This window comes from Methylobacterium sp. Leaf102 (assembly GCF_001422425.1).
Classification (GTDB): Bacteria; Pseudomonadota; Alphaproteobacteria; order Rhizobiales; family Beijerinckiaceae; genus Methylobacterium.
Window position 1 is genome coordinate 43,203 of the sequence record NZ_LMMX01000012.1, and the last position, 17,150, is coordinate 60,352.

Annotated in this window: 17 protein-coding genes and 1 pseudogene; 13 read left to right on the forward strand and 5 right to left on the reverse strand. The window is 69.9% G+C overall.

From position 1 onward, the window contains the following. Nucleotide 1 precedes the first annotated feature (1 nt). From sufD to ASF27_RS08395, 3 genes are all read left to right on the forward strand, one after another. The gene (sufD, locus tag ASF27_RS08385; protein ID WP_056174908.1) at nucleotides 2-1,324 is read left to right on the forward strand and encodes a Fe-S cluster assembly protein SufD; all 1,323 of its coding nucleotides are present in this window, start codon (nucleotides 2-4) and stop codon (nucleotides 1,322-1,324) included. 74 nt (nucleotides 1,325-1,398) lie between these two features. Further along, nucleotides 1,399-2,643 (forward strand): cysteine desulfurase, encoded by a 1,245-nt coding sequence (locus ASF27_RS08390; protein WP_056359256.1) that lies wholly within the window; start codon nucleotides 1,399-1,401, stop codon nucleotides 2,641-2,643. Between the two features lie 106 nt (nucleotides 2,644-2,749). After that, the gene (locus tag ASF27_RS08395; protein ID WP_056095958.1) at nucleotides 2,750-3,130 is read left to right on the forward strand and encodes an SUF system Fe-S cluster assembly protein; all 381 of its coding nucleotides are present in this window, start codon (nucleotides 2,750-2,752) and stop codon (nucleotides 3,128-3,130) included. Between the two features lie 6 nt (nucleotides 3,131-3,136). Here the strand turns inward: ASF27_RS08395 and ASF27_RS23045 are convergent, their stop codons facing one another. Next, nucleotides 3,137-3,424 (reverse strand): Uma2 family endonuclease, encoded by a 288-nt coding sequence (locus tag ASF27_RS23045; protein ID WP_244480952.1) that lies wholly within the window; start codon nucleotides 3,422-3,424, stop codon nucleotides 3,137-3,139. Nucleotides 3,425-3,469: 45 nt separating this feature from the next. Here ASF27_RS23045 and ASF27_RS23050 point away from each other — a divergent pair, with 45 nt between their 5' ends. Further along, on the forward strand, nucleotides 3,470-3,616 hold the full coding sequence (locus ASF27_RS23050; protein WP_244480953.1) for a hypothetical protein: 147 nt from the start codon (nucleotides 3,470-3,472) through the stop codon (nucleotides 3,614-3,616). Nucleotides 3,617-3,851: 235 nt separating this feature from the next. Next, nucleotides 3,852-4,244, forward strand: coding sequence for an iron-sulfur cluster assembly accessory protein (locus ASF27_RS08405; protein WP_056174912.1), 393 nt, complete (start codon nucleotides 3,852-3,854; stop codon nucleotides 4,242-4,244). A gap of 56 nt (nucleotides 4,245-4,300) precedes the next feature. On the opposite strand, the gene ASF27_RS08410 is transcribed toward ASF27_RS08405, so the two are convergent. Both ASF27_RS08410 and ASF27_RS08415 read right to left on the reverse strand, forming a co-directional pair. Next, nucleotides 4,301-5,356, reverse strand: coding sequence for a GGDEF domain-containing protein (locus tag ASF27_RS08410; RefSeq protein WP_056174914.1), 1,056 nt, complete (start codon nucleotides 5,354-5,356; stop codon nucleotides 4,301-4,303). 206 nt (nucleotides 5,357-5,562) lie between these two features. Further along, the gene (locus ASF27_RS08415; RefSeq protein ID WP_056174915.1) at nucleotides 5,563-7,092 is read right to left on the reverse strand and encodes a DEAD/DEAH box helicase; all 1,530 of its coding nucleotides are present in this window, start codon (nucleotides 7,090-7,092) and stop codon (nucleotides 5,563-5,565) included. A 338-nt stretch (nucleotides 7,093-7,430) separates the two neighbouring features. Between ASF27_RS08415 and ASF27_RS08420 the strand changes: the two genes are divergently transcribed. The 4 genes from ASF27_RS08420 (at nucleotide 7,431) to ASF27_RS08435 (ending at nucleotide 10,178) form a co-directional block, all read left to right on the forward strand. Next, on the forward strand, nucleotides 7,431-8,201 hold the full coding sequence (locus ASF27_RS08420; RefSeq protein ID WP_056359259.1) for an aspartate/glutamate racemase family protein: 771 nt from the start codon (nucleotides 7,431-7,433) through the stop codon (nucleotides 8,199-8,201). Nucleotides 8,202-8,287: 86 nt separating this feature from the next. Further along, nucleotides 8,288-8,905 (forward strand): hypothetical protein, encoded by a 618-nt coding sequence (locus ASF27_RS08425; protein ID WP_056359262.1) that lies wholly within the window; start codon nucleotides 8,288-8,290, stop codon nucleotides 8,903-8,905. Continuing rightward, nucleotides 8,892-9,311 (forward strand): transcriptional regulator, encoded by a 420-nt coding sequence (locus ASF27_RS08430; RefSeq protein ID WP_056359265.1) that lies wholly within the window; start codon nucleotides 8,892-8,894, stop codon nucleotides 9,309-9,311. The genes ASF27_RS08425 and ASF27_RS08430 overlap by 14 nt, the downstream gene beginning before the upstream one ends. A gap of 174 nt (nucleotides 9,312-9,485) precedes the next feature. Then, complete coding sequence (locus ASF27_RS08435) at nucleotides 9,486-10,178, forward strand: di-trans,poly-cis-decaprenylcistransferase (RefSeq protein WP_056174925.1); 693 nt, start codon at nucleotides 9,486-9,488, stop codon at nucleotides 10,176-10,178. 30 nt (nucleotides 10,179-10,208) lie between these two features. Here ASF27_RS08435 and ASF27_RS08440 read toward each other — a convergent pair whose 3' ends face one another. Continuing rightward, nucleotides 10,209-10,508: a hypothetical protein gene (locus tag ASF27_RS08440; protein ID WP_156368958.1), complete on the reverse strand. Its 300-nt coding sequence runs from the start codon at nucleotides 10,506-10,508 to the stop codon at nucleotides 10,209-10,211. 656 nt (nucleotides 10,509-11,164) lie between these two features. Here ASF27_RS08440 and ASF27_RS08445 point away from each other — a divergent pair. Beyond that, a pseudogene (locus ASF27_RS08445) lies at nucleotides 11,165-11,974 on the forward strand (porin family protein); the annotation flags it as partial. Between the two features lie 324 nt (nucleotides 11,975-12,298). Then, nucleotides 12,299-13,015, forward strand: a complete 717-nt coding sequence (locus tag ASF27_RS08450; RefSeq protein WP_056260446.1) for a DUF2076 domain-containing protein — start codon at nucleotides 12,299-12,301, stop codon at nucleotides 13,013-13,015. A 123-nt stretch (nucleotides 13,016-13,138) separates the two neighbouring features. Here ASF27_RS08450 and ASF27_RS22165 read toward each other — a convergent pair whose 3' ends face one another. Next, complete coding sequence (locus tag ASF27_RS22165; protein WP_056359268.1) at nucleotides 13,139-14,029, reverse strand: L,D-transpeptidase; 891 nt, start codon at nucleotides 14,027-14,029, stop codon at nucleotides 13,139-13,141. Between the two features lie 240 nt (nucleotides 14,030-14,269). Between ASF27_RS22165 and ASF27_RS08460 the strand changes: the two genes are divergently transcribed. Together ASF27_RS08460 and uvrC are read left to right on the forward strand one after the other, a co-directional pair. Next, a complete protein-coding gene (locus ASF27_RS08460) occupies nucleotides 14,270-15,010 on the forward strand; it encodes a protein phosphatase CheZ (RefSeq protein WP_056169668.1) in 741 nt (246 codons plus the stop codon). A 129-nt stretch (nucleotides 15,011-15,139) separates the two neighbouring features. Beyond that, on the forward strand, nucleotides 15,140-17,113 hold the full coding sequence (uvrC, locus tag ASF27_RS08465; RefSeq protein WP_056359703.1) for an excinuclease ABC subunit UvrC: 1,974 nt from the start codon (nucleotides 15,140-15,142) through the stop codon (nucleotides 17,111-17,113). Nucleotides 17,114-17,150: the final 37 nt, after the last annotated feature.

Sequence of the window (17,150 nt, forward strand, 5' to 3'; positions counted from 1 at the left end):
CATGGCCGACATCACCCCCCTCCGCACCGCGGCCGAGACCGGGCTGTCCAAGCTCTTCGAAGCCACCAGGATGAAGTACCCCACGGGCGTGTCCATCGCCCGCGAGGAGGCGTTCCGCTACTTCGAGGCGGTCGGCCTGCCCACCCGCCGCGTCGAGGCGTTCAAGTACACGGATCTCCGCTCGGCGTTCCGTGATGCCGCCCATCCGGCGGAGATGCCCTCGGCCGAGACCGCCAAGGCGGCGTCCGCCGAGGCCAAGGGCTTTGCCGGGATCGAGGCCGTGCGCCTCACCTTCGTCAATGGCCATCTCATCGAGGCCGAATCCGACCTCACCCGCATTCCGGCCGGCATCACCGTGACGCCGCTCACGCAAGCCCTGACCGATGGGGATGCACGCCTCGCGCAGCTGACCCCGGTGAAGCAGGCCTCCGAAAACGCGATCTATCAGCTCAACACCGCCTTCCTGGCGGACGGTGCCCTGATCTCGGTGGAGGCCGGCGCCAAGGTCGAGACGCCGCTGCATCTGCGCTTCATCGGCACCGGCACGGAGGCCTATTCGACCGCCACGCGCGTGCTCGTGACCCTGGGTGAGGGCGCGGAGGCGCTGATCCTCGAGAGCCACGAGGGGCCGGACGGCATCGCTTACCAGCCCAACGACGCCGTGGACGTGGTCATCGGCGATCGCGCCACCTTCCGGCACGCGCGCCTCAACGCGGAAGGCCGCGAGGCCGTGGCGCTCTCGACCCTGTCGGCCCGGCTCGGTGCCGAGTCCGCCATCGAGACCGTCAACGTGGTGGTGGGCGCCGTGCTCTCGCGCCATCAGGTCTACCTCAACTTCGCCGGGGCCGACGCCCGCGCGGTAGTCAACGGCGCCGCCATGCTCAACGGCAAGCAATTGGCCGACACCACCTTCCTCGCCGACCACGCCGCCACGGGCGGGGTCAGCCGTGAGCTGTTCAAGACCGTGGTGGACGGGGCCGCCACGGGCGTGTTCCAGGGCAAGATCATCGTCCAGCAGGCGGCCCAGCAGACCGACGGCAAGATGATGTCGGCCTGCCTCATCCTGTCCGACGAAGGGCAGATGATGAACAAGCCCGAGCTCGAGATCTTCGCCGACGACGTCGCCTGCGGCCACGGCGCCACCTGCGGGGCCCTCGACGACGATCTCCTGTTCTACCTCATGCAGCGCGGGCTGCCGAAGGCGGAAGCCGAAAGCCTACTGGTCCAGGCCTTCCTGGGGGCTGCCATCGAGTCGGTCGGCCACGAGGGCGCCCGCGCGGCGCTGATCGGCACCGTCGAGGCGTGGTTGAAGGCGCGCGGCTGAGCGCACCCTGCCAAGACCCTCCCCCCGCAGAAGGGGGGAGGGTCGCGCACGTCCGACACCCAACAGGTATCGCCATGAACGCACCCGTCCCGAACACCCCCTACGACGTCCAGGCGATCCGGGCGGAGTTCCCGATCCTGGCCCAGAAAGTCTACGGCAAGCCCCTGGTCTATCTCGACAACGCGGCCTCCTCGCAGAAGCCGCGCGCGGTCATCGACGCCATGGTGGGCTGCATGGAGACCGGCTACGCCAACGTCCATCGCGGGCTGCACTTCATGGCGAACGCCGCGACCGAGGGCTTCGAGGGCGCGCGCGAGACCACCCGGCAGTTCCTCAACGCCGACTCCACCGACGAGATCATCTTCACGCGCAACGCCACGGAGGCCTACAACCTCGTGGCCTCGTCCATGGGGCTGCTCGGCCAGATCGGCGAGGGCGACGAGATCATCCTCTCGATCATGGAGCACCATTCCAACATCGTGCCCTGGCACTTTTTGCGGGAACGACGCGGTGCGGTGATCAAGTGGGCGCCCGTCGACGACGAGGGCAACTTCCTCGTCGAGGAATACGAGAAGCTCTTCTCGCCCCGCACGAAAATGGTGGCGATCACGCACATGTCGAACGTGCTCGGCACGGTGACGCCGGCGGCCGAGATCGTGCGCATCGCCCATGCGCACGGCGTGCCGGTGCTCCTCGACGGGGCTCAGAGCGCGGTCCACCAGCCCATCGACGTGAAGGCGCTCGATTGCGACTTCTTCGTCTTCACCGGGCACAAGGTGTACGGGCCGACCGGCATCGGCGTGCTCTACGGCAAGAAGGAATGGCTGGAGCGCCTGCCCCCCTACCAGGGCGGCGGCGAGATGATCCGCACGGTCGCCCAGGACTCCATCACCTACAACGACCCGCCCCACCGCTTCGAGGCGGGCACGCCGGCGATCGTCGAGGCGGTCGGCCTCGGCGCGGCGCTGGAATTCATGATGACCCTCGGCCGCGAGAACATAGCCGCGCATGAGGCCGCGCTGCTGGCCTATGCGCAGGAGCGGCTCGGGGCGATGAACTCCGTGCGGATGATCGGTACGGCCAAGGACAAGGGCGGCGTCATCGCCTTCGAGATGAAGGGCGCGCATGCCCACGACATCGCCACGGTGATCGACCGCTACGGCGTCGCCATCCGGGCCGGGACCCACTGCGCCATGCCGCTGCTGACGCGCTTCGGTGCGACCTCCACCTGTCGCGCCTCGTTCGGACTGTATAACACCAGGGAAGAGGTGGACGTCCTCGCCGAGGCCCTGGCCAAGGCCGAGATGATGTTCGCCTGATCGGGAATCTCAGCGGCGGGCCCGCCGCAAGCGCGACTGCGCGCCGCCGCCCGGGCGGCGCATGTCGGGGATCGGACACGATCCCCGACCCTCACGAGGACCAACCATGAGCGATTCAGCCATCACCGGCGGGGCCAACACCCCCGCCATCGCCAGCGCCTCGGCGATCCCGCCGGAGGAGCTCGACCGTCTCACCGACGACATCGTGGCGGCGCTGAAAAGCGTCTACGATCCGGAGATTCCGGCCGACATCTACGAACTCGGCCTGATCTACAAGGTCGACATCGCCGACGACCGCACGGTCGCCATCGACATGACCCTGACCGCCCCGGGCTGTCCCGTGGCCGGTGAGATGCCGGGCTGGGTCGAGACCGCGGTCGCGGCCGTGCCGGGCGTCCAGGCCTGCGCCGTCACCATGGTGTTCGATCCGCCGTGGGATCAGAGCCGCATGTCCGACGAGGCCCGCGTCGCCCTGGACATGTGGTAGCCGCGTTCAGCCTTCGCTGGCGAGATCCCGGCGCCCCGGGAAGGTGAGCCCGTCGTAGATGTCGGACAGGTCGATAGCGGCCTCCAGCCCCTCGAAGGTCTCGATCTCCCAGCCGTCCGCGCCGCGCCGGTAGAGCAGGGCCTGCGGCGTCACGGTCTCGACGAGCAGGATGGTGGCCAGCGTCGGGTGGCGCTTGTACTCCTCGACCTTGCGGGTCTGATCGATCGTCGTGGTCGAGGGCGACGCCACCGCCACGACGAGCCTGGGCTCGCGCGCCTCGTCGGTATCGGGCACCAGGGGGCGTACTCGACCATCACGTCGGGCCGACGGAGGCCCCGGATGCTGGTCTGGACCGGGATGTCGGCCGTCGTCGGGCGGCAGGATTTCCTGCGCAGCTGCGTTCCCAAACTCACGATGATGTTCACCGTCGCCCGGTCGTGCTGCATGCTCGCCCCGGTCATCATCCGGTATCGCGGCACCGGGTGACCGTCGACGAGTTCATAGAGTTCGTCCTGGTCGCGCCGCCGGACGAAGAAATCCTCGGGCGTCATGCTGAGGCGTGCGGCATCGGCCATGGTGGTTCTTCCATCCGGCCAGTCTAGCACGCGGCATCGGCACCTGCGTGAGGGGTGGTAGACCACGGCCCGCGCAATCCTTATCTTAACCGCGTCCGATCACCCTCAACCGCCCGGGCCTTGAACCCGGCTGCCGGAGAGACCCCATGGCTTCGAATTTCAAAGTCCTCTCGCTCACCGACGCGGCGGCGACGCGGATCAAGGCGATCATCGCCGATGCCGACCGTCCCATCGCCGGCCTGCGGGTGGGCGTGAAGAACGGCGGCTGCGCCGGCATGTCCTACACCATGGAATACGCGGACGGGCAGAAGCCCGGCGAGGACATGGTCGAGGATCGTGGCGTGAAGGTCTTCGTCGATCCGAAGGCGCTGCTGTTCCTGCTCGGCACCCAGATGGACTTCACCTCCACCAAGCTCGCTTCGCAGTTCGTGTTCAACAACCCGAACCAGACCTCGGCCTGCGGCTGCGGCGAGTCCGTGGCGATCACGCCCGTGAACCCCGAGGCCGTCGCCCCGGCCGCCGCACGCGCCTCGGCCTGAGGCCCTGAGCAGGTCTCGCTAGAGCGGCCGCCTGCTTGGCCCCCTCCTGTCGGGTGTCAGGCGACGTCGGGCAGGGGCAGCGGTTCGGCGTCGTCCACCGTGCGGTTGCGGCCGTCGCGCTTTGCCCTGAACATGCACTGGTCCGCCCGCTCCAGCAGCGACACGGCGGTGTCGGTGGAACGCGCGGCGGCAACCCCCAGGGAGATGGTGATCTTGCCGAGCGACTCCCCCGTGGAGCGCTTGACGAGGTCGCGTCCCATCACGCTGGCGCGGACCTTCTCGGCCAGGACACAGGCCTCGGCCCGGTCCGTTCCGGGCAGAAGGATGCCGAATTCCTCGCCGCCGAAGCGCGCCAGGGTGGCGCGGGCGGTGATGTGCTCGCGCATCACCAGGGCGACGAGGCGCAGGACCTGATCGCCCGTGAGGTGACCGTAGACGTCGTTGAAGCGTTTGAAGAAGTCGACGTCGATGACGATGAGGCTCGCCGGTGCCCGGTCGGCCACGGATTCCTCGACCATGGCGTGCAGGCTCTCCTCGAACTGCTTGCGGTTCGACAGGCCCGTGAGCGGGTCGGTGAGGCTCTCGAGGCGGGTCGCCTCCAGGGTCTCGCGCAGGGATTCGATCTCCTTGCGGCTCTCGCGCATGCGTGCCTCGAGGGCACGGTTGTTGGACGTCACCTCGCGGGTGGTGGCCACGAGGGCGCCGACGATTTCGTGGACGCGGGCCCGGTCCAGTCCCGAGCCGCCAAGATCGTCCGACAGGATCCGCAGGGATTCGCCGTACTGCGCCGTGGACCCCAGCGAGAGATCGAGCACCTCCATGACGCCCTCGATCTCGGAGAGCACCGTGCTGCTCGTGCGCTCGGCCGCGCGCGCCAGGCGCTCCCCGTCGAGATAGGTTTCGTAGAGGGTGTCGATGTCGGAATCGAGCAGGGCGCCCTTCGCCGTGAGACGCTTGACGGCTTCGTTCATCGTGGGCTGCAGGCCGGACACGTAGGTGTACCAGACCGTGTAGGCCCGCGGCGTCGCCGAAGGGCCGTACTCCCGCATCAGCGCATTGGCCCGTTCGGCCAGCGCAAAGGTCCGATCCCGGTCACCCTGACTGCCGCCCATTGTCCGTCCAACCACGCGATCGTTCCCGGCCTCTCGCCGACCGGGGGAGAGCCGAAGGCGCACCCTATCCGGTAGATCGTGGAGAGGCCGTTAAGAGCCGCGGACCTCCTCCCGTTTCGCGGGTAATGGCACCCGTTTCACGGGTGCTTCGGCCCAAACTCGGGTCGCGGGAGGACTGCTGTTCGTCGGCTTCCGGGGCCGGGCGGTTATTTGGGCGTCTTGATCACGGCCGGGCGCAGGAGGAAGGCCGGAACGTGCGAGCCGAGGCCGACGGGCGTCTCGCCGTCATCCTCGTCACCGCGGCGTCGGGGCGCAGGCCGGCGCTCGTCGCGCCGCGGCTCCGTGCGCTGGGGAGCGGGCTCGCGGGGCCGGCTCGGCACCGGTGCGACGACGGCCTCGGGCACGGCCTCGACCGTCGGGGCCGGTCCGCGCTCGGGGCTGCCCCGGCGGGCACCGCCCTTGCGCGCCCGCGGCTCGGACCGGGCGGGATCGCGGGCGGCCTCGCCACCGCCCCGGCGGCGTAGGGTCTCGCCGGACTTGCCGCGATGACGGGTCCGGGTCGGCGCGTCCTCGCTCGCCGGAGCGGCGGCGGAGGGTTCCGGCAGGGCACCGAGGTCGCCCTCGGCCCAGGGGATCGGCTGGCCGATCAGGCTCTCGATGGCGGTGATGGAGCGCTCGTCGGAGCGGGTCACCAGGGTGAAGGCGTGGCCGGCGCGACCGGCGCGGCCCGTGCGGCCGATGCGGTGGACGTAATCCTCCGGGTGGTGGGGCACGTCGAAGTTGAAGACGTGGCTCACGGCCGGGATGTCGAGGCCGCGGGCGGCGACGTCGGAGGCCACCAGCAGCGGCACCTCGCCGGAGCGGAAGCCGTCCAGCGCGATGGTGCGGGCGCGCTGGTCCATGTCGCCGTGGAGCGCCGCGACGTTGAAGCCGTGGCTCGCGAGCGACTTCTGCAGGAGCGCCACGTCGCGCTTGCGGTTGCAGAAGATGATGCCGTTGTTGAGCTCGGCCTCGCCCCGGATGAGCCGGCGCAGGAGGTCGCGCTTCTCGTGGCCCTCGGAGCCCGTGGCGACCAGCTTCTGCACGATGGTCTCGGCGGTGGAGGCGGGCCGGGCCACCTCGATCCGCTGGGGCGTATGCAGGAACATGTCGGCCAGCCGCTCGATCTCCGGCGGCATGGTGGCCGAGAAGAACAGGGTCTGCCGGGTGAACGGCACCATCTTCACGATGCGCTCGATGTCGGGGATGAAGCCCATGTCGAGCATCCGGTCGGCCTCGTCGATGACGAGGAGCTCGACGCCCGTGAGCAGGAGCTTGCCGCGCTCGAAATGGTCGAGGAGCCGGCCCGGCGTGGCGATGAGCACGTCGGTGCCGCGCATGAGCTTGGCGTCCTGGTCGGCGAAGGAGACGCCGCCGATGATGAGCGCCACGTTGAGCTTGTGGTTGACGCCGTAGCGATCGAAATTCTCCACCACCTGGGCGGCGAGTTCACGCGTCGGCTCCAGGATGAGGGTGCGCGGCATGCGGGCGCGCGCCCGGCCGTTCTCCAGCAGGGTCAGCATGGGCAGCGTGAAGGCCGCCGTCTTGCCGGTGCCGGTCTGGGCGATGCCCAGCACGTCGCGCCGGGCCAGCACATGGGGGATGGCCTGGGCCTGGATCGGCGTCGGCTCGGTGTACCCGGCCGCCGTGACGGCCTGAAGGACCTTGTCGCTCAATCCGAGGTCGGCAAAAGACATATTCTATGAGAACCGTTGCGCGCGGGAAATCGACCGACCGGCGCGGAGTGCATCGACACGGCGACGGCTTCAAGGGGCGGTTTCGACACACGACCCGCCGCGCACACGCGTTGCGGGGACACTTAGAGCCTCGTGCCGGCTTGTCAATCGAGCCGGCGGTGCGGCGGAGATTTATCCACGCCGTCGGCCCGGGGCTCTCGATCGAACCCGGTCTCTTGCCCAGCCCGGCCTCTTGCCCAGCCCGGCCTCTTGCCCAACCCGGCCTCTTGCCAACGGCGCGATGCCTGCAGCACCGTCGCTCCGACGGCCGGCGATGCTGCGGCGGAGAGGGGTGAGCGATGTCCCACGGCGTATCGACGATCGTCCGCGCGAGCGAACGTCCCCCGCGGATCCTCCTCATCAATCCCAACACCACGCAAGGGGTCACCGATCTGGTGGCGGGTCATGTCCGGGGAATCGCCGGCGGGGCGGCCGAGATCGTGGCCGTGACCGGACGCTTCGGCGCCCGCTACATCGCGAGCCGGGCGGCCTCCGCCATCGCCGGCCACGCCGCCCTCGATGCCCTGGCGGCGCATGGCGACGGGTGCGACGCGGTCTACCTCGCCTGCTTCGGCGATCCGGGGCTGATGGCCCTGCGCGAAGTCTCGCGGGTGCCGGTGGTCGGCATGGCCGAGGCCGCCTGCCGCGCGGCCTGCGGGGCCGGCGGACGCTTCGCCATCGTCACGGGTGGGGTCCTGTGGGGACCGATGCTGACGGAGTTCGTCGCCACCCTCGGCCTGTCCGACCGGTTGGCTTGCGTCCGCACCGTCGCCCCGACGGGCGGCGAGATCGCCGCCGATCCCGACGCGGCCCTGAGCCAGCTCGCCGCCGCCTGCCGCGCCTGCGCCGAGGCGGACGGCGCCGAGGCCGTGATCCTGGGCGGCGCGGCCCTGGCCGGTCTCGCCGCGCGCATCCAGCCCGCCGTTCCCGTACCGGTTCTCTGCTCGGTGGAGGCCGGCACCCGGGCGGTGCTGGCTGCCGCCGGGGCAGGGGGGCTCGGGAGGGCCGCCCCCACCCTCGCGAGCACCGGCCTGTCCCCGGCACTCGCGGCGCTCCTCGGGGGCGCCTGACACCCGGACTTTGCATGGCAAAGAAAGCCCTTGCGTCGGCTTTGCGAGGCCGTATACTTTGCACCATAGAGTTTGAGAGGCGCGGCATGACCGATCTCGACAAGGCCCTGGCCGACATCGTCGCCATCCGCTCGCAGCTCGTGCGCGGCACCGCCTTCAGCGGCTACGGCCCGGCGGCCTTCGCGGCCACCGCCGGGCTGGCCCTCGCCACCGCCACGGCGCAGACCCTTCTGCTCGACGATCCGGATGCGCGGCCGCTGCTGTTCTTCGGGGCCTGGGTCGCCACGGCCGTCATCGCCCTCGGCCTCGTCGGGGCGGAAATGCGGGCCCGTGCCCGCCGACACACGGGCGGTCTCGGGGATGCGATGATCCACGACGCCGTGGAGCAGTTCCTGCCGGCGGGGGCGGCCGGGGCGCTCCTCGCCCTGGTCCTCGCGCGGGTCTCGCCCGAAAGCCTGTGGCTGCTGCCGGGCCTGTGGCAGGTGCTCGTCAGCCTCGGCATCTTCGCCGGGGTCCGGGTCATGCCGCGCGGCGTCGCCCTCGTGGCGGCCTGGTACCTCGTCGCGGGCCTCGCGGTGCTCGTGGTCACGGGCTGGGAGCGCAGTCTCTCACCCTGGGCGATGGGTCTGCCCTTCGCCGTCGGCCAGGGCCTGATGGCGCTGGTGGTCCGTGCCGCTTCGGAGGCCGACGATGCCGAGATGTGACACCCCGCCCGCCCCAATTCCCCCCCAGGACGTCCCCGGCACCGACGCCCCGTTCGCCTATGACGGGCTCGACCGGGTCATCCACGAGAAGGCCCGCCTCGGCCTCCTCACCTCGCTCATCGCCCATCCGAAGGGGCTCGCCTTCGCCAGCCTGAAGCAGCTGTGCGGCCTCACGGACGGCAATCTCAGCCGCCACCTCCAGGTGCTGCAGGAGGCCGGCCTCGTGGAGATCCGCAAGGGTTACGACGGCAACCGGCCCCAGACCACCTGCGGCCTGACGGCCGCCGGGCGCCGGCGCTTCCTCGACTACCTCGCCGTCCTGGAACGCGTGGTGCGCGATGCCGCCGAGGCGGCCCGGGACGCGGAGGGAACCGCCGCGCCCGGCGGCCGGCCCCGGCCGGCCTAGATTATCCCACGAGGATTACCCCACGGGACTCCCGGTCCCTGCCGGCTCCCGCCCTGCGTCCAACGGTGCGGCGGGAGTCTCATGAGGGACGCCCGGCCGCCGCCCGACCGGATCCCGGACACACCCACCTTCACGCGCCAGGAAGCTTTCCTTCACGCGCCAGGAAACTTTACGATGCAAAGCGTTCCGCAAGCCGGCCTTCACGTCGGCATCATCATGGACGGCAACGGCCGTTGGGCCACGGCGCGGGGCCTGCCCCGGGCCCTGGGCCACAAGGCCGGAGTCGCGGCGATCCGTCGTGTCGTGGAGGCGGCGCCGGCCCAGGGCATCGCCACCCTGACGCTCTACGCCTTCTCCGGCGACAACTGGCGTCGTCCGCCGGACGAGGTCGCCGCGCTCATGGGCCTGCTGCGGCGCTACCTCCGGGAGGAGGCGGGACGCCTCGCCCGGGCCGGGGTGCGCCTCGACGTGATCGGCCGGCGGGACCGCCTGCCCGACGGCATCGCCGAGGCCATCGGGCAGGCCGAGGCCCTGACGGCGGCCGGCACCGCCCTGCACCTTCGCATCGCCGTCGATTACTCCGCTCGCGCCGCGATCCTGGCCGCCGCCGCCCAGGCCGGCACGCCGTCCGCCGCCGAGTTCGGGCACCGCGTCAGCGGCGGACCCGTGCCGGATGTCGATCTCGTCATCCGCACCAGCGGCGAGCAGCGCCTCTCGGACTTCCTGCTCTGGGAAAGCGCGTATGCCGAGCTGTACTTCACGCAGCGGCACTGGCCGGATTTCGACGGAAGCGATCTTGCCGTCGCGCTTCGATCCTTCGCGAGCCGGCAGCGACGGTTTGGCGGCCTCGCCGCCGAAGCCGCCTGAACCGTGCGCCGTGGCCGCGCCCGTCCCGTGTCAGCGCCTGAGATCCGACGCCGTGCAGGGATCGAGGGTGGTGCGGGCCGCGACCGCGCCGATGGAGCCCGTGGTCTCGGGGTCCATGACGTCCGCCCGTGCCTCGCGCTGGCGCAGGGTCCCGCTCTCCACGGCACGCGAGAGGTACTGGGTCGTACCCAGCGCGACGAGTCCGAGGGTCAGGCACACCTTGATCGTCCAGGGCAGGAGCGTGCCGGGCCGCCGGGCCACGGGCTCGTCCCGCTCCTCGAGGGGATCCTCGGCCCGGGGAATGTCGATGTAACGGCTGGGAGGAAGCATGGCGGGGGCGATCATCGGTCTGGCGGCCCGGTCGGGCCGATCGAGGCCTATTCTCGCCGGACACGGTTAAGAGAGCCTCATGCCGAGGCCGACGCCGTTCATCTCCGGCTTGCCCGTTTGCGCGACGCAAGGCCTGCGGGCACTCGTCCAGGATGGGCGCAGCCCCGGGTCCGGCGCAGAGCCAGCATTAAAAAACAAATGGGTCGGCCTGCGTGGCAAGATCATGCCAAGGACAGGATCCGGTCAAGAAGACGTGTGCAGGCCTTGAATTCCTCGATCCCCCGTCAGGGCGGTCCTATCCTTAGGATTCTGTCAATGTGCGCCGGAACACCGACGGATCCAGGTCGGGGTGACCTGCGGCTAACCTTTACCCTTCGTTGAGATGTGCTGGGTTATCCGATGCTCATGTTGCAGGAAAGCGACAGACCTCGCGGCGTCCAGGGACTACAAGCGCGCCGGCTTTCGCCAATCCAGAACCGAGTACCCCGATGAAAAGACTGCTTCTCGCCACGACCGTCCTCGCCGGCCTGACCGCCGTCGCCTCGGCCGCCGACCTTCCGCGCCGCGCGGCTCCGCCGGTGTTCGTGCCGGTGCCGGTGTTCACCTGGACGGGCTTCTACGCCGGTTTCAACGCCGGTTACGGCTTCGACGCCTCNGCCGCCGACCTTCCGCGCCGCGCGGCTCCGCCGGTGTTCGTGCCGGTGCCGGTGTTCACCTGGACGGGCTTCTACGCCGGTTTCAACGCCGGTTACGGCTTCGACGCCTCCAGCAACAGCGCCCCGACCGTCATCGGCGTGAACRGCGCCAGCACCCTGGTYCKKCCGGGCACCACCCAGGCGATCGCCTTCGGCAACGGCCGCAGCAACGACGGCTTCGTCGGCGGTGGCCAGATCGGCTACAACTACCAGTTCACCCCGGGCTCCGGCKTCGTCGTCGGYGTCGAGGCCGACGCCCAGTACGTCGACTTCGGGCGTGAGCGGAACCGCTTCKCCGCCACCGGCCCCMTCGCCGCCCAGCAGGTGTTCAACCCGGCCGGYGTCTCCAGCCTCGACTACTTCGGCACCGTCCGCGGTCGCCTCGGCTACGCCTTCGACCGCACCCTCGTGTACGGCACCGGCGGCTTCGCCTACGGTTCGGGCGGCGGACGCGAGTTCGGCCTGAACAGCGGCAGCCGCGACAGCTTCCAGACCGGCTGGGCTGCCGGCGGTGGCATCGAGTACGCGCTCCCCACGGACTCGTTCTTCAACTTCTTCAAGTCCTCGGCCGTGACSTTCAAGGTCGAAGGCCTGTACGTCAACCTCGAGCAGAACAACCGCAACGCCGGCGCCTTCGCCGTCAACAACGCCGGCGCGACCATCTTCACCAACAGCCCCGGCGTCGTCCTGGCCAGCGGTGGCCGTCAGGTCCGCGACACCGAGTTCGCCGTCGTCCGCGCCGGCCTGAACTACAAGTTCGGCTCGTACTAGGACCCGACCGGCNGTCCTGGCCAGCGGTGGCCGTCAGGTCCGCGACACCGAGTTCGCCGTCGTCCGCGCCGGCCTGAACTACAAGTTCGGCTCGTACTAGGACCCGACCGGCRCTCCCTCGGAGCGCCACCGGACTCCCGTCATCGTGAGAAGCCCGGCCGAAAGGCCGGGCTTTTTCGTGTTCCGGCGCACGCCCGTGACGGATCGATGCATCCGAACGGCGGAGTTTGCGTTGAGCCCCTGACAAAAGCCCACGGCGTTCCCCATCTGTGAACCGCTCGCGCGGTGAGAACGCCGCCGGCTTGGCCCCAGGAGGACAACTCCATGAACAGCGAAGAACGCGACGTCATCGGCGGCATTTTCCAGCGCCTGGAGCAGGCGGCGAGCCAGCCCCGCGATCTCGAAGCCGAGCGCTTCATCGCCGACAAGCTGCGCGCCCAGCCCTACGCACCCTACGCGATGGCGCAGCTCATCTACGTGCAGGAGGAGGCGATCAAGAGCCTCAACCAGCAGCTCGAACAGGCCAAGCAGGCAGGCCAGCAGCAGCCCCAGGGCGGCGGCGGGTTCCTGTCGAGCATCTTCGGCGGCGGGTCCTCGCGCCAGGAGCCGCAGCGTCCGGCCGGTCAGGCCTGGGGCAGCCCCGGCCAGCAGCAGCCGGGCTATGGCCAGCCGCAGCCCGGATACGGCCAGCAGCCGGGCTATGGCGGTCCGCAGCAGGGCGGCCCGTGGGGCGGCCAGCAGCAGGCGGCCCCGGCGCGAGGCGGCGGCTTCATGGCAACTGCGCTGCCGATGGCGGCGGGTGCGGCCGGCGGCATGCTCCTCGGAAGCGCCCTGTCGAACGCCTTCGCGGGCGGCCATTCCTCCCTCGGCAGCGCGGCAGCGGCCGGTCTGCCGGCCTCCGGTGCTGCGGCGGGCGGTGATTCCGACCTCGGCTCGGCCTTGGGCGGCGGCGGCGACTTCCAGGAGGCGTCGTTCGGCGGTGATGCGGGCGACGATTTCGGTGGCGACCTCGGCGGCGGTGGCGACGACGACTGGGTGTGAGATCGGCTCCGGCCGCCCCCTCCGGGCGGCCGGGCTTCGATTCCCGAAAGGATCGGCTCCGGGTAAGGGGCCGATCCTTTCTACGTTTCGAGGGGCTTCGTTCCCGCGCCCGTCTGCCTGCCTTCAGAGCACCTCGACGCGGGTGCCCACGGGGGTGCGCTCGTACAGATCGATGACGTCCTCGTTCATCATCCGGATGCAGCCCGACGAGACCGATTGGCCGATGGTGTGCGGCTCGTTGGTGCCGTGAATGCGATAGAGCGACGAACCGAGGTAGAGCGCCCGCGCGCCGAGCGGGTTGCCGGGCCCTCCGGCCATGTGGCGCGGCAGGTCGGGACGACGCCGGATCATCTCCGACGGCGGGGTCCAGTCGGGCCATTCCCGCTTCTGGCTGATGGACTTGAGGCCCGACCAGGCGAAGCCCGGGCGGCCGACGCCGATGCCGTAGCGGATCGCCTTCCCGCCGGGCTGGACGAGGTAGAGGAATTTCCCCGGCGTATCGACCACGATGGTGCCGGGACGCTGGCCGCCGTCATACGCAACGACCTGACGGGCGAAGCGCGGGTCCGCTGCCCGGCCGATGGTTTCGGCACCCTGCTGTCCGTAGGCCGGCCCCGGCTCACGCCCATAGGCCTGGGGTGCGCGTCCGTAGGCCTCGGGCGCACGCCCATAGGCTTCGGGAGGACGCCCGTACATCTGCGGTGTGCGTCCGGACTCCTCCGGGCGCGCTTCGACCGGCGGCAGGGCGGCGAGGCGGACCCGCGGCGGCACGGGGACGGCCGGCGGCATGGCTTCGGGCACACGGTCCCCCGACGAGAGACGGCGCATGGGCGCCGCCTCGTAGCGGCCCCCGGCCGGTGCAGGGGGCGGGGCATCGCTCATCAGGAATTCGATGAGGCCGCCGCCGTAGCGGCCCGGCGCCGCCTGCGCCGCCGCCGGGCTGGCCCCCACGGTGATTCCCATGGCGATTCCCATGGCCAACGCCACGCCGGCCACGCACCCTTCGATCCGCATGATCTTCCCCCGACACACCCGACCCGATGGGGTCCCGTCTCGGGCCAGGATCGCGTCGGGCGGGTCGGCGTCCGGTGAAGGAACGTGGTGAATCCTTCACGAGACCGGTCCTCGACGGCGCCGGAACCGATTCAGCGTGAACGGGTGGTAAAGGTTGCCCAACCGTTGCGGCATTCAAGAAATGGCAACCAGTTTGGCCGATGGTCCCTTCGCTGAACTCTGGCGGGCTTGATCTCACCGATGACCACGAAACGTTACCGCATCGAAGACAGCCTCGGCCTCGCCGCGAGCGCTCCCACGCCCGCACCGGAGGCGGCCGTCGCGTCCGAGGCGGTGGCCCTCAACAACACCCGCCTCGAAGAGATCCTGTCGGCGATCCAGGACCTGCGCCGCGTCACCCAGACGAGCACCGTGGAGACGGTGGAGGCCTGCCGGCGCGAGCTGAGCGAGGCCTTCGCCATGCGCTCCGAGCTCGACATCATGAAGGATGCGATCACCCGCACCAAGCAGGAGATCGCGACCCTCTACCGCTCGGAGAACACCGGCAAGGGCATGCGCCGGGTGGCGGGCGAGCTCGACGCCGTGGTCGATTCCACCGAGCAGGCCACGAGCACGATCCTCGGCGCCATCGAGGAGATCGAAACCAACGCCAGCATGCTGCGCGCCATGACCACCACCATGGCGGGGCGCGAGAACATCGACGCCATCCTAGAGCGCGTGGTCGTCGCCTTCGAGGCGTGCAACTTCCAGGATCTCACCGGCCAGCGCATCAACAAGATCGTCGGCGTGCTGAAATTCATCGAGGAACACCTCGACCGGATGATCGACGCCTGGGGCGGCCTCGACACCTTCAGCGAACTCCTCGGCGTCAACGGCGGCAAGATCGACATCGAGGACGAGAACTCGCTCCTCAACGGGCCGAAGCTCGACGGCGATGCTGGCCACGTCGACCAGGGCGACATCGACGCGCTGTTCGACTGATCGCCCCTTCCCTCGCGAATCCACGCGGCTTAGATCAGGCCCATGAGCCGCGAAAAGAGCCGCGAAACCAAACGCGAGACCCCGAACGGCCAGAGCCTCGGGGACGCTCCGCCGGAGGACCTCGACGCCATGGACGAGGCGGAGGACGCCTCCGAACTCGCTCCAGACGACGACGCGCCCGAGATCGACTTCGATTTCGAGGAGGGCGCGGTCAAGGCCGGCACGGAGATCATCCGCCGGTTCTGGACCACCCTGCCCTCGGGCCCGGGGGTCTACCGGATGTTCGATGCCAAGGGCGACGTCCTCTACGTCGGCAAGGCGAAGAACCTGAAGGCCCGGGTCGGCTCCTATGCCCGCGGACAGGCGCATTCGAACCGCATCGCCCGGATGATCTCGCAGACGGCGGCGATGGAGTTCGTCACCACCGCCACGGAGACCGAGGCGCTGCTGCTCGAGGCCAACCTCATCAAGCAGCTGAAGCCGCGCTTCAACGTCCTGATGCGGGACGACAAGTCGTTCCCCTACATCCTCGTCACGGCCGATTCCGAAGCCCCGCAGATCGTCAAGCATCGCGGCGCCCGCCGGCGCAAGGGCAGCTATTACGGGCCGTTCGCCAACGTCTGGGCCGTCAACCGCACGGTCAACGCGCTCCAGCGCGCCTTCCTGCTGCGCACCTGCACGGACAGCTACTACGAGAACCGCACCCGGCCGTGCCTGCTCTACCAGATCAAGCGCTGCGCCGGTCCGTGCACGGGCGAGATCGCCCTGCCGGAGTACCAGGCGCTCGCCGACAACGCGAAGGCGTTCCTCGCCGGCAAGTCCAACGCCGTGAAGGACCGTATGCGCGAGGAGATGCAGGCGGCCTCGGAGGTGATGGAGTTCGAGCGCGCCGCCCGTTTTCGCGATCGGATCTCGGCCCTTTCGGCGATCCAAGGGACGCAAGGAGTCAACACCCAAGGCGTCGAGGAGGCCGACGTGTTCGCCCTCGACGAGCAGGCCGGGCAGTTCTGCATCGAGGTGTTCTTCTTCCGCAACTTCCAGAACTGGGGCAACCGCGCCTACTTCCCCAAGGCCGACCGCAGCATGACGGCCGACGAGGTGCTGGCCTCGTTCATGGGCCAGTTCTACGACGACAAGCCGGCGCCACGTCTCGTCCTCGTGTCCCACGTCATCGAGGATGCGGAGCTGCTCGCCGCCGCCCTGTCGAGCCGCACGGACTACCGGGTCGACATCCATCTGCCCCAGCGCGGCGAGCGCAAGAACCTCGTCGAGTATGCCCAGCGCAACGCCAAGGAGGCCCTGGGCCGGCGCCTCGCCGACACCGCCTCCCAGGGCAAGCTGCTGGTGGCCCTCGGGCAATCGTTCGGCTTGGCCGCCGCGCCCCGGCGCATCGAGGTCTACGACAACTCGCACATCATGGGCACGAACGCGGTGGGCGGCATGATCGTCGCCGGGCCGACGGGCTTCGCCAAGACCCATTACCGCACCTTCAACATCAAGTCCGAGGAGCTGACCCCGGGCGACGATTACGGGATGATGCGCGAGGTGCTGCAGCGCCGCTTCAAGCGCCTCGTGAAGGAGAACCCGCGGACGCCCGCCCAGGCCGAGGCGGCGGATGGGGAGCCGGCGGCCGACACCGAGACCATGCCGGCCTGGCCCGATCTCGTCCTCATCGACGGCGGCAAGGGCCAGCTGGACGCCGCACGCACGGCCCTGGAGGAGATGGGCGTCACTGACGTGGCGCTGGTCGGCATCGCCAAGGGGCGCGATCGCGACGCCGGCCGCGAGACCTTCTTCGTGCCGGGGCGCCCGCCGTTCAAGCTGCCGCCGCGCGACCCGACCCTGTACTTCGTCCAGCGCCTGCGCGACGAGGCCCACCGCTTCGCCATCGGCACCCACCGGGCCAAGCGCAAGCGCGAGATGATGGTGAACCCGCTCGACGAGATCGCCGGCATCGGTCCGACGCGCAAGCGCGCGCTCCTGCACCATTTCGGAACCGTGAAGGCGATTCAGCGGGCGGCGTTCGAGGATCTGGCGAAGACGCCCGGCGTCAACGCCGCCACGGCCCGCGCCGTCTACGACTTCTTCCACGCCCAGACCTGAGGGCGCCGGACCAGCATGAGCGAGGCACAGCGGTTGA